This window comes from Streptomyces hydrogenans, assembly GCF_014656075.1.
Classification (GTDB): Bacteria; Actinomycetota; Actinomycetes; order Streptomycetales; family Streptomycetaceae; genus Streptomyces; species Streptomyces hydrogenans.
In genome coordinates this window covers 1-12,267 of sequence record NZ_BNBS01000177.1, presented here as the reverse complement: position 1 = coordinate 12,267, position 12,267 = coordinate 1, and the positions used below count along the sequence as shown (strand labels likewise).

Below are 12,267 nucleotides of genomic sequence, written 5' to 3'. Positions count from 1 at the left end.
CCTCGAACGAGCCGGCGCCCTCCTTCGGCACGCCGGCACAGGCCGGTCCGAACGGGCCGTCGGAGGCCATCGCGGCCGAGGACTCCGATGCCGCGGGCGGCGCGGCCTGCGAGGTCGCCTCACCGGACGCCGCGTTCCCGGAGTCGGAGCAGGCGGCGAGGGCGAACGGCAGGGTGGCCGCGGCGGCGACGGCCACCGCGGAACGACGGAAGCGCAGCGTGTTCATGGGGTGCTCTCCTGAGGTGGTGCGCGTACGTGCTGAGGACTGCGGGGAGCGACCGGCGGTCCCCCGCCCGCCACCCGGGGCTCCCGGATGGCTCGGGGTCGTCGCGTCGGTGCTCATGTCCGGCATTCGGAGCGGAGCCCGGGGCGGATGGGTGGCATCCGGAGAGGCGGGCGGACGTCTGTTCCGGTCGGCCGCATGGGGATCGTCGGCGCCGGCCCGTACGTGATCTTCCAGTGGCGGGACCTGCTGTGGCGGGACCTGCTGCGGCGGAGCCCGGGTGGCGGGGGTCCCGACGAGGTCACTCGTCTCCCGCAGTGCCGAAACGGTCCTGCGGACGCAACCGGGTGATCCCGGCGTGCCGGGGGCGGGGCACCCGCCGCCCGGCCGCCCCACCCTGGTGGCATGGGTCCGGACCAGGGCGTCGGCCCGCCGAGGAGCCCCGGAGACCCCCCTGTCGCGCGCGGCACGGGCCGGGACGGACCGAGGGGGCGGGGGCGTCCGCCCCGTCGACCTCCCGGGATGGCCAGCGCATGACCATGATCCTCACCGTCGTCATCATCGCCGCGGCGCTCGCCGTCGGTCTGTTCGCCAACCAGGTCCGCCGCCGGCGCCGCGCGGCCGCCGGCGGCGGCGACGGCGAGGAGGCGTCCGTCAGCGACCTGGTCAGCCCCCTGGAGACCCTCGCCGTCCTCCTCCTCGCCTTCGTCATCGTCCTGGCCGCCGAGTCGTACGGCTCCGCCTCCGCCGCCGTCGAGGCCGAGGCCGGTCGGGTCGACCAGCTCTACGAGGTCGCCGACTACGCCCCGGAACCGCAGCGCGAGCGCCTCCAGGCCGCCGCCGTCTGCTACGCCCGCGCCATCCAGGCCGCCGAATGGCCGCTCATGGCCGAGGGCGGGGAGAAGTCGCCCGTCGCGTCCGTGTGGTCCAGCGGCTTCCGCACGCACTTCAAGGAGCTCGCCCACCGGGACGACCCCACCTTCGAGCTCCTCGTCGAGGCCGACGACGAACGCTCCAAGGCCCGCCAGACCCGGATCTCCGAGGCCAGCCCGGCGATCCCTCCGTCCGTCTACTGGTTCATGGTGGTGGCCCTGGCCGCCACCGTCGGCGCCTTCGCCTTCGGCCTCCCCCGCGACCGGGGGCCCTCCCACCTCACGCTGCTGTGCGTGCTCGCCGTGCTGTTCACCGGCTCGCTGCTCCTGATCGAGGACATCGACACGCCCTTCTCCGGCCAGATCAGGATCACCAGCGAGACCATGGCGCGGACCGCGCAGGACATCTCCGAGGACTACGCCGCCGACCATCCCGGCGGCGCCCTGCCCTGCGACGCGGGCGGAGTCCGGACCTGACCCGGACGCGAACCGGGGAGCCTCGCGTCAGCCCTTCGCCACCAGGTCCCTGAGGGCGGTGTTGAGGGCGAGGACGTTGACGCGGGGTTCGCCGATGAAGCCGAGGATCCGGTCGTCGGTGTGCTCGGCGACGAGCCTCTCGACCGTCGCGACGTCGAGCTTGTTGCGCTCGGCGACGCGGTGGACCTGGAGGCGCGCGTACTCCGGGGAGATGTGCGGGTCCAGTCCCGACCCCGAGGAGGTGACGGCATCGGCGGGCACGTCGGAGGGCTTCACCCGGTGGCCGTCCGTGGAGTTGTCCTCGACGACGGCGGCCTTGGCGTCCGTGACCCACCGGATCAGGTCGGCGTTGTCGCCGGAGCGGTTGGTGGCTCCGGAGAGGACGATCGAGTACCGGGTGTTGACGCTGTTGGTGCCGAGGCCGTTGGACGGGCGGGGCTGGAACCAGCGCAGGTCGGGGGCCGGGGTCTCCTCACCGTCCTTCAGGGGGAGGTCGTAGCGCTGGCCGATGAGCTCGGAGCCGACGACCTTCCCGCTCGCGTCCTCGATCTCGGAACCGTTCGCCCGGCCGGGGAAGGCGACCTGGGCGACGCCGGTGACGGCGAGCGGGTAGAGGACGCCGCAGACGACGGTCAGGACGAGCAGGGCACGCAGGCCCGCCCACAGGACACGGCCGGTGTTTCCTACGGAGTTGTTCATGGCGGCGATCAACCGATTCCGGGGATGAGGGTGAGGAGCATGTCGATGAGCTTGATGCCGAGGAAGGGGGCGACCAGGCCGCCGAGGCCGTAGACGGCCAGGTTGCGGCGGAGCATCGCGTCGGCGCCGGAGGGGCGGTAGCGCACGCCCTTCAGGGCGAGCGGGACGAGGGCGATGATGATCAGCGCGTTGAAGACGACGGCGGAGAGGATCGCGGACTCGGGCGAGTGCAGGCCCATGATGTTGAGCTTGTCGAGGCTCGGGTAGGCGACGGCGAACATCGCGGGGATGATCGCGAAGTACTTCGCCACGTCGTTGGCGATCGAGAAGGTCGTCAAGGCGCCCCGGGTGATGAGGAGTTGCTTGCCGATCTCGACGATCTCGATGAGCTTGGTCGGGTCGGAGTCGAGGTCGACCATGTTGCCGGCCTCCTTCGCGGCCGACGTGCCCGTGTTCATCGCCACGCCCACGTCCGCCTGCGCGAGTGCCGGGGCGTCGTTCGTGCCGTCGCCGGTCATCGCGACGAGCTTGCCGCCGGCCTGCTCGCGCTTGATGAGGGCCATCTTGTCCTCGGGGGTGGCCTCGGCGAGGAAGTCGTCGACGCCGGCCTCCTCGGCGATGGCCCTCGCGGTCAGCGGGTTGTCACCCGTGATCATGACGGTCCTGATGCCCATGCGGCGCAGTTCGTCGAACCGCTCCCGCATGCCCTCCTTGACCACGTCCTTGAGGTGGATGACGCCGAGGACGCGGGCACCCCTGTCGTCCTCCAGGGCCACCAGCAGCGGGGTGCCACCGGCCTGGGAGATCCGTTCCGTGAGCGCCCGCGCGTCCTCGGAGACGGTGCCGCCCCGTTCCTTCACCCAGGCGACGACCGAACCGGCCGCGCCCTTGCGGATCTTCCGGCCGCCGACGTCGACGCCCGACATGCGGGTCTGGGCGGTGAACTCGATCCACTCGGCGCCGTCCAGCTCGCCCTGGTGGCGCTCGCGCAGGCCGTACCCCTCCTTGGCGAGGACGACGATCGAGCGGCCCTCGGGGGTCTCGTCGGCGAGGGAGGAGAGCTGGGCGGCGTCGGCCAGTTCGGCGGCGGTCGTTCCTCGTACGGGGACGAACTCGGCGGCCTGGCGGTTGCCGAGGGTGATCGTGCCGGTCTTGTCGAGGAGCAGCGTGGAGACGTCGCCCGCCGCCTCCACCGCGCGGCCCGACATGGCGAGGACGTTGCGCTGGACGAGCCGGTCCATGCCCGCGATGCCGATCGCCGAGAGCAGGGCGCCGATCGTCGTCGGGATCAGGCAGACGAGGAGGGCGGTGAGGACGATGAGGGAGGTCTGCTCGTCGGCGCCCGCGTAGATCGCGAAGGGCTTGAGCGTGACGACCGCGAGCAGGAAGACGATCGTCAGCGAGGCGAGGAGGATGTTCAGCGCGATCTCGTTCGGCGTCTTCTGTCGCGCCGCGCCCTCGACCAGGCTGATCATGCGGTCGATGAAGGTCTCGCCGGGCTTCGTCGTGATCTTGACGACGATCCGGTCGGACAGCACCTTCGTGCCGCCCGTCACCGCGCACCGGTCGCCGCCCGACTCGCGGATGACGGGGGCGGACTCGCCGGTGATGGCCGACTCGTCGACGGACGCGACGCCCTCGACGACGTCGCCGTCGCCGGGGATGACGTCGCCGGCCTCGCAGACGACCAGGTCGCCGACGTGCAGCTCGGTGCCGGGGACCCGCTCCTCGCCGGTCTTCGTGACGCGGCGGGCGACGGTGTCGGTCTTGGCCTTGCGCAGGGTGTCCGCCTGTGCCTTGCCCCGGCCCTCCGCCACCGCCTCGGCGAGGTTGGCGAAGACCGTGGTGAGCCACAGCCAGGCGGTGATCGCCCAGCCGAACCAGTCCCCCGGGTTCCTGACCGCCAGCACCGTGGTGACGACCGAGCCGACCAGCACCACGAACATCACCGGCGACTTGACCATCACGCGCGGGGCGAGCTTCCTGATCGCGTCCGGGAAGGAGGCGAGCAGCTGCCGGGGGTCGAACAGGCCGCCGCCGACGCGTCCGGTCCCGGCGGGCCGTCCGGTGGGCTCCCCGGTCTTCGGGGGCCGGGTGGGAGTGATGGTGCTCATGCTGCGAGTCCTTCGGCGAGCGGGCCAAGGGCGAGGGCCGGGAAGTAGGTGAGACCGGCGATGATCATGATCGTGCCGACCAACAGGCCCGTGAACAGCGGCTTCTCGGTCCGCAGGGTGCCCGCCGTCTCCGGTACGGGCTTCTGCTCGGCGAGCGAGCCCGCCAGCGCGAGGACGAACACCATCGGCAGGAAGCGACCCAGCAGCATCGCGATGCCGATGGTCGAGTTGAACCACTGGGTGTCCGCGTTCAGGCCCGCGAAGGCGGAGCCGTTGTTGTTGGCGCCCGAGGTGAAGGCGTACAGGATCTCGGAGAAGCCGTGCGCGCCACTGTTCGTCATCGAGTTGGCCGGGGTGTCCAGCACGAACGAGGCGGCGGTGAAGCAGAGCACGAGGGCCGGGGTGACCAGGATGTAGCAGGCCGCGAACTTGATCTCGCGGGTGCCGATCTTCTTGCCCAGGTACTCGGGCGTGCGGCCGACCATCAGACCGGCGATGAAGACGGCGATGACCGCCATGATCAGCATGCCGTAGAGGCCGGATCCGACGCCGCCGGGCGCGATCTCGCCGAGCTGCATGCCCAGCATCGTGAGGCCGCCGCCGAAGCCGGTGTAGGAGGAGTGGAAGGAGTTCACCGCGCCCGTCGACGTCAGCGTCGTCGCCACCGAGAACAGCGACGAGCCGGCGATCCCGAACCGGGTCTCCTTGCCCTCCATCGCCCCGCCGGCGATGTCGAACGCCGGGCCGTGGTGCGCGAACTCCGTCCACATCATCAGCGCGGTGAACCCGAGCCAGATCGCGGCCATCGTGCCGAGGATCGCGTACCCCTGCTTGATCGAGCCGACCATCCGGCCGAAGGTGCGCGTCAGCGCGAACGGGATGACGAGGATCAGGTAGATCTCGAAGAGGTTGGAGAGCCCGGTGGGATTCTCGAAGGGGTGGGCGGAGTTGGCGTTGAAGTAGCCGCCGCCGTTGGTGCCCAGCTCCTTGATGACCTCCTGCGAGGCCACCGCGCCGCCGTTCCACTGCTGCGTCCCGCCGCCGAACTGGCCGACCTCGTGGATGCCGGAGAAGTTCTGGATCGCGCCGCAGGCCACCAGGACCAGCGCGCCGATCACCGAGATCGGCAGCAGGATCCGGATCGTGCCCCGGACCAGGTCGGCCCAGAAGTTGCCCAGCTCACCGGTACGCGAGCGGGCGAAACCACGCACCAGCGCGACCGCGACCGCCATGCCGACCGCCGCCGACACGAAGTTCTGCACCGCCAGGCCGCCGGTCTGCACGACGTGGCCCATGGCCTGCTCGCCGTAGTACGACTGCCAGTTGGTGTTCGCCACGAACGACGCGGCCGTGTTGAACGCCTGGTCCGGGTCGATCGACACGAAGCCGAGCGAGCCGGGCAGCGAACCCTGCACCCGCTGGAGCAGGTACAGGAAGAGCACGCTCACGGCGGAGAAGGCGAGGACCCCGCGCAGGTAGGCGGGCCAGCGCATCTCGACCGACGGGTTCGCGCCGATCGCCTTGTAGATCCACTTCTCGGGCCGGAGGTGCTTCTCCGAGGAGTAGACGCGCGCCATGTGGTCGCCCAGCGGCCGGTACGACAGGCCGAGCGCGGCGACGAGCGCCAGGAGCTGGAGGACTCCAGCCAGGACAGGACTCATCTCGGGGCTCAGAACCTCTCCGGCTTGACCAGCGCGAGGACGAGGTATCCCAGCAGGGCGGCGGCGACGAGCAGACCGACGATGTTCTCGGCACTCACAGCTTCGCCACCCCCTTGGCGATGAACGCCACCAGCGCGAAGACCGCGATCGTGGTGACGACGAAGGCCACGTCGGCCATCGTGAACTCCCGGAAGAAGGAAGAGCGGATTCTCTGACGAGATGAGGAAACGCCCTTTTTCCTCGTCCGCCGCCGTCGTTGACGCCGCCCTGACGCCCGGGACGCCGCTCTTGACGCCTCCCCTACGCGAGGCGCTCGCGCAGGGGGCCGGCCTCGGGGACGCCCAGGCGGGTCGCGAGGTCGAGGGCCTGCCGGAGGTGGGGGGTGGCCTCGGCGGGGGTGCCGAGGGCGGTGAGGCAGTCGGCGATGCCGGTGTGGGCGAGCAGCCGCTCGTACGGGGCCCGGATCCGGGTGGCCAGGGCCAGGGCCGCCTCGTGGCGGGCGAGGGCTTCGGCGGGGGCGCCCGCCGCGTGCAGGGCCAGGGCGTGGAGGTGGGTGGCGGTGGTCTCGCCGCCGGGGTCGCCGAGCTCGCGGAAGAGCGCGGCGCACGCCTCGGCCTCCTCGGCCGCCCGGACGTGGTCACCGCCCACGTGGGCGGCCTCCGCGGTGTGGACGCGGACGTAGGCGAGGCCCATCGCGCTGTTCACCGACGCGCAGATGGCGCGGGCGCGGTCGAGGTGCTCCGCGGCCTCGGCGGGGGCGCCGCGGCGCAGCAGGACGCGGCTCAGATAGGTGAGCGACTGGGCCTCGCCGAGGCGGCTGCCGAGGTCGTGGTGGCGTCGCGCCGCCTCGGTCAGGGCGTCTGCGGCCTCCTCGCAGGCCCCGGTGAGTCGCAGGACGTCGCCGAGGTCGGCCAGGACGTTCGCCTCGCCCATGCGGTTGCCGAGGCCCCGGTAGAGGTCCAGGGCCTCGCGGTGGTGGTCCAGGGCGTGGGCGTAGCGGCCGAGGGAGCGGCAGATGTCGGCGAGGGCGGCGCAGGCGTTGGCGAGGCCGAGGGTGTCGCCGGAGCGGCGGTAGAGGGCGAGGGCCGCCTCGACGGCCGACGCGGCCTCGGGGTAGCGGCCGGTGAGCTGGAGGACGTGGCCGGACTCCACCCGGGCGTTGGCCTCGCCGAGGTCGTCGCGGGCGTCGGTGAGGAGCGGGAGCGCCTCGTCGAGGGCGGTCACGGCGTCCTCGTACCGTCCGGTGAGCCGCAGGACGCGGCCGAGGCCGGACAGGACCATGCCCTCCCGTGCGGGGTCGCCGAGCCGGCGGAAGAGGGCGAGGGCGCGGCGCAGTCCCTCCTCGGCGTCGGCGTACCGGCCGCCCAGGGAGTCGACGACGGCGAGGTGGTGCAGGGCGGTGGCCTCGCCCGGCAGGTCGCCGGCGGCGCGGGCGGCGGCGAGGGCGGTGCCGTGCACGGTCCGGGCCTCGTCCCAGTGTCCGCTGGAGCGCAGGAAGTCGTGGAGGGCGGCGGAGAGTCCGGTGGTCACCTCGTGCCGGCCGTGCCGGGCGGCGTGGGTGAAGGCGGCGCGCAGATTGGCGTGCTCGGTGGTGAACCAGGCGGTGGCCTCGTACGCGTCGGCGAAGGCGGGCAGCCGGGCGGGGCGGGCGGTGGCGAGGGCCGGCGGGTCCGTCCGGTGGCGGGCGAGCCGGAGGCTCGCGTCGGTGGCGGTGTGCAGGCAGTGCGCCAGCAGGCGGTCGACGGCGTCCTCGCGGACGGCCGGGTCGTCCTCGCGGCCCAGGGTCCGGGCGTAGGAGCGCACCAGGTCATGGGTGGTGAAGCGCCCGGGCGCGGGCTCGTCGATGAGGTGGCGGTCGTACAGCTCGTCCACGAGTCCCCGGACGGTGGTGAGGTCGGAGCCGTACAGGGCCGCGGCGGCGTACAGGTCGAGGTCGGTGCCGGGGAGCAGTCCGACGCGGCGCAGCAGCGTCCGGCAGTCGGCGGTGAGGGCGCGGTACGACAGCTCGAAGGCGGCGGCCACGGACACGTGCTCGGCGGCGAGGGCGGCGGTCCGGCCGGCGGCGGAGCCGAGGTCGTCGGCGAGGTCGGCGGGGGTCCAGTGGCGGCGGTGGCGCAGCCGGGCGGCGACGAGGTGGAGGGCGAGCGGCAGGTGCCCGCACATGCGGGCCAGCCGGGCGACGGACGGGTCGTCGCGGGTGATGTCGGCGCGGCCCGAGCGGGCGATGAGCAGCCCGACGGCCTCGTCCTCCGGCAGGGTGTCGAGGGTGAGGGGCCGGGCGTCGGCGAGGGCCTCCAGACGGCGCCGGCTGGTCACCAGGACGAGGGAGCCGGGGGTGCCGGGCAGCAGGGGCTCGATCTGCTCGGTGCCGGCCGCGTCGTCGAGGACGATCAGCATGCGGCGGCCGGCGATCCGGCTGCGCCACGCTCCGGCGCGGGCGGCGAGCCCCTCGGGTATCCGCCGGGGGTTCTCGCCGGCCGCGAGGAGCAGTTCGGCGAGGGCGTCCTCGGGGGCCAGGGGCGGGGTGCCGGCGGTGTGCGCGTGGAGGGGGAGGAAGATCTGGCCGTCGGGGTAGGCGGCGCGCACCCGGTGGGCGAGGCGGAGGGCGAAGGCGGTCTTCCCGATGCCGGGCATGCCGTCGACGGCGTACACGCGCACGTCGGGGGTGGCGGGGACGGTGTCCGTCCCGTCCTCCTCCGGGGGGATCAGCTCCGCGAGGATGGCGTCGAGTTGGGGCGCGCGGCCGGTGAAGGAGACCGGGTCGCGCGGCAGGGCCATGGGGACGGCGGGCGGGGCGGGGGTGCGGGGGCGGGCGGGCGCGGTGGCGGACGGCTCGTCCTCCAGGGCCCGTTGGAAGGCGGCGCGGCCGGCCGGGCCGGGCTCGATGCCCAGGGTCTCGGCGAGGGCGTGCCGCAGGGCGTGGTACGCCTCCAGTGCCTCGGCCCGGCGGCCGGCGTGGTGCAGGGCCAGGACGAGGTGCACGTGGAAGGGCTCGCGGAGCGGGAACTCGCGTGTGAGGAGCCGGAGTTCGGGAAGATGTTCATGGAGCAGGCCGGCCTGCGCGGCGGCGTCGAGACGTAGTTCGAGGGCCTGGAGGCGGGCCTCCTGCCACCGCGCGGTGTCGGAGGCGGCGCGGGTGGCGAGGGCGGGGAACTCCGCGAGGGGGGTGTCCCGCCAGAGCGCCGGCACCTCCTCGGTGACGTGCGCGATCCGGTCCCAGTCGCCGAGGGAGCGGGCCGCCCGCGCCTCGTCGAGGGCGTGGACGAGCCGGTCGGCGTCGAGTTCGCCCGGTTCGACGCGGAGGACGAGTCCGCCGTCCCGGCTGCGGACCCGGGTCGGGTCGCCGAGCGCGCGGCGCAGGCGCGCCACGTGGTTGTGCAGGGAGGCCCGGGCGCTGGCGGGGGGCCGGCCGTCCCAGACGGCGTCCTCCAGGCGGTCGAGCGGGACGACCCGGTTGGGGGCGAGCAGCAGCGCGGCCAGCAGGGTCCGCAGTTTGGGCGAGCCCGGAGTGAGTTCGGCCCCCCGCTCGTCCGTGACCGCCAGCGGGCCGAGCACGGCGAACCGCATGTCCCTCCCCCGATCGGATCGCGCGGGCCGGGTGCGGGCCGCGCGCGAGCAGATCGTAACGGCGGGGCCGGAACCCCGGGGAATCACGCCACGGGCTGGGACCGGCGGGCCCGGTGCCGGAGGTTGACGGCCGCCGCCCTGGCCACGGAGCGCGGGTTGAGGAAGCCGAACGGGCCGATCAGCCGGGAGGCGAAGAGGTACATGTGGCGGGCGGCCCGCGCGTCCCGGGCGGCGGCGGCGAACATCAGTCGCTCCATCGGGTTGAAGGGACGGGAGCGGGCGAAGTCGACGGCGAGCCGCTGGTGGGGGCGGATCCGGCGGCGGTGGACGCGGGCGTAGGCCGCCAGGGAGCGGTCGAGGTCGCCGCCGCCGGCCGCGGCGGCGGCCACCTCCTCGGCCAGCCAGTGCGCGGTCTGGAGCGCCCAGCCGCAGCCGACGCCCCACAGCGGGTCGCCGGTGAGGGCGGCGTCGCCGATCAGGGCGATGCCGGGGGCGGTGGGGTCCCGGGTGATCAGGGGGTGGTCGACGGTGCCGATGATCTTCGAGACGCGTTCGGCGGAGTCGATGGGGGGCGCCTCGGGCAGGGCGCGGACGAACGCCTCGAAGCTGCCCTCCAGGTCGTCCCGGAAGGCGGGGAGGTGCTTCTTGTCGGGGAGGACGGCGAGGACCGTGACTTCGTCGTCGTTGGGGAACGAGTACGCCATGTCGGGTTCGAGGAACCACGCCTGGCCGAGGCCGCCGGGCAGCGGCAGGCCGCGGTAGTGGGCGAGGTAGCCGAAGCGGCCGTTGGCGTACCGCCGGGTGGGGATGCCGGCGAGTCCGGCGACGGCGGAGTCCTTGCCGTCGGCGCCGACCACCAGCCGGGCGCGCAGCTCCCGTTCGCCGTCGGGGGTGGCGACGCGGACGCCGGCGGTCCGCCCGCCCTCCTGGAGCAGTCCGGTCGTCCGGTGGCCGAGGAGGAGGTCGACGCCGGGGGTCCGGGCGGCGTGGGACCGGATGAGCGGGTCGAGGGTGGAGCGGCGGACGTTGTAGGCGTACGGGAGTTCGGGGCCGCCCGGCTCGGCCTTCGGCTCGATCCATCCCCAACGGGTGTACCACCGGGCTTCGTTGCGGACCGCGCCGGCCTTCTCCAGGTCCGGTACGAGGCCCAGCTCGTCGAGGACCGGGTAGGCGCAGGCGGTGAGGGCGTGGGTGCAGAGCACCTTGTACGCCGCGGGGTCGGAGCGGCGCTCCAGCAGGGCGACGCGCGCCCCCCGGCGCGCGAGCAGGATCGCCGCCGCGCAGCCGGCGGGGCCGGCGCCCACGACGACGACGTCGTACGCGCCGTCCGGCTGCCGTCCGGGCGGTGTGGTGTCGGGCTCGGTCATGCGCGGATCGCCCCCTGGGTGGGTGAAGTGGTGTCCACTCCTGTCAGGGGCATGACCTTGCTGTCAAGGGTTCGGGGACGGCACGGAAGGGGCGGCGGAGGTTCCGCCCCGGCCGCTCCTACGCTCCCGGGGCGTAGGTCGCCAGGTAGGCGGTGACCAGCCGGCGGGCCTCGGCCATCGTCTCGTCGTCGCCGTCCGGGGAACGCCGGAAGGCGATGTCGAAGAGCCCGCCGCCGGTCTCGAAGGCGATCCGCAGGACCAGGGCGGGGGTGTCGGGACGGATCCGCCCCCGCTCGGTCAGGACCCGCCACAGTCGGTCGGCCTGCTCCTCGTCGAAGGCGCGGACCGACTCGTCGAGCGCCTTGGCGCGGCCGTTGAACCACAGTTCGGCGCAGCTGGGGTGGGCGCGGAAGTAGGCGAGGAAGGGGTCGATCACGGAGTCGACGGCCTCGGCCAGCGTGTCCGCCCCCGGACGCTCCAGGGAGGCGGCGAGGGCGGCGGCGAGCGCCGTCATGTGGCGCTGGAGCAGCTCGGCGTCGACCTCGTGGCGGTCGGAGAAGTAGTGGTACATGGACGCCACCGGGATGCCGGCCCGTTCGCCGACCGCCTTGAGCGTGGCCGCCTCGTACCCCTGCTCGGCCAGCAGCGCCTCGGCGGCGTCGAGGATGGCCTTCCGCCGCTCCACACCGCGGCGCTGCACCACGGCCGGGCGGGCCGGTGCCTGGGTCGTCGACTTCTTTTCGAACACGATTCGAGATCGTATCAGTCGTATCGGTCACGCCGGGGCGATCCGCGCGAAGGGCCCGCCGGGGTGGATCCGGAGCCCCGGCGTGACCGCCCGGGCGGCCCGCCCCGACGCACGGCGGCGTCCGCCAGGGAGGGTACGTCGAGCCGGCGGCCGTCACCGGTCGCGCGGTGGGCGGGGCGCCCGTCAGCCGCAGAGCAGCGCCGCGCGCAGGTCGGCCTTGTGGTCGAGCCGGGACAGGTCCCGGCCGGTCAGCGCCTCGATCCGGCGCACGCGGTAGTGGACCGTGTTGACGTGCAGGTGCAGGGCCGCGGCGGTCCGCGCCCACGAGCAGTCGTGCGCCAGGAACGTCCTCAGCGTCTCCAGGAGCATCGCGCCCGACCCCCGCCCCGCGCCGAGCAGCGGCCCGAGGACCGTCGCGCGGTAGGCGTCCCGCACGTCGGCGGGGACGCCCGCGAGCAGCGGCTCCAGCCCGTCGAGGTCCCCGAGGCCGGCGACCCGGGGCGCCGCGGGTCGGGCGGCCCGCGCCGCGGCCAGGGCGT

General features: G+C 73.8%; 9 protein-coding genes and 1 pseudogene. 1 reads left to right on the top strand and 9 read right to left on the bottom strand.

The window, feature by feature from the left end; all coding sequences use genetic code 11:
* A pseudogene (locus IE321_RS38370) lies at positions 1-226 on the bottom strand (fasciclin domain-containing protein); the annotation flags it as partial.
* Between the two features lie 530 nt (positions 227-756).
* Between IE321_RS38370 and IE321_RS38365 the strand changes: the two are divergent.
* Positions 757-1,572, top strand: coding sequence for a bestrophin-like domain (locus IE321_RS38365; RefSeq protein WP_190226323.1), 816 nt, complete (start codon positions 757-759; stop codon positions 1,570-1,572).
* A gap of 27 nt (positions 1,573-1,599) precedes the next feature.
* Here the strand turns inward: IE321_RS38365 and IE321_RS38360 are convergent, their stop codons facing one another.
* The 8 genes from IE321_RS38360 to IE321_RS38325 form a co-directional block, all read right to left on the bottom strand.
* Positions 1,600-2,271, bottom strand: coding sequence for a potassium-transporting ATPase subunit C (locus tag IE321_RS38360; protein WP_190226322.1), 672 nt, complete (start codon positions 2,269-2,271; stop codon positions 1,600-1,602).
* Positions 2,272-2,279: 8 nt separating this feature from the next.
* Positions 2,280-4,385, bottom strand: a complete 2,106-nt coding sequence (kdpB, locus tag IE321_RS38355) for a potassium-transporting ATPase subunit KdpB (RefSeq protein ID WP_190226321.1) — start codon at positions 4,383-4,385, stop codon at positions 2,280-2,282.
* Complete coding sequence (gene kdpA / locus IE321_RS38350) at positions 4,382-6,046, bottom strand: potassium-transporting ATPase subunit KdpA (RefSeq protein WP_190226320.1); 1,665 nt, start codon at positions 6,044-6,046, stop codon at positions 4,382-4,384. Before kdpA ends, kdpB begins: the two co-directional genes overlap by 4 nt.
* An 8-nt stretch (positions 6,047-6,054) precedes the next feature.
* A complete protein-coding gene (kdpF, locus tag IE321_RS38345) occupies positions 6,055-6,144 on the bottom strand; it encodes a K(+)-transporting ATPase subunit F (RefSeq protein ID WP_033204243.1) in 90 nt (29 codons plus the stop codon).
* A 202-nt stretch (positions 6,145-6,346) separates the two neighbouring features.
* Positions 6,347-9,613, bottom strand: coding sequence for an AfsR/SARP family transcriptional regulator (locus tag IE321_RS42950; RefSeq protein WP_190226319.1), 3,267 nt, complete (start codon positions 9,611-9,613; stop codon positions 6,347-6,349).
* Between the two features lie 83 nt (positions 9,614-9,696).
* The gene (locus tag IE321_RS38335; RefSeq protein WP_190226318.1) at positions 9,697-10,980 is read right to left on the bottom strand and encodes an NAD(P)/FAD-dependent oxidoreductase; all 1,284 of its coding nucleotides are present in this window, start codon (positions 10,978-10,980) and stop codon (positions 9,697-9,699) included.
* A gap of 118 nt (positions 10,981-11,098) precedes the next feature.
* Positions 11,099-11,728, bottom strand: coding sequence for a TetR/AcrR family transcriptional regulator (locus IE321_RS38330; protein ID WP_190226317.1), 630 nt, complete (start codon positions 11,726-11,728; stop codon positions 11,099-11,101).
* 183 nt (positions 11,729-11,911) lie between these two features.
* Positions 11,912-12,267 (bottom strand): PucR family transcriptional regulator (locus IE321_RS38325; RefSeq protein ID WP_229916762.1); only part of this gene is annotated, 356 nt, incomplete at its 5' end.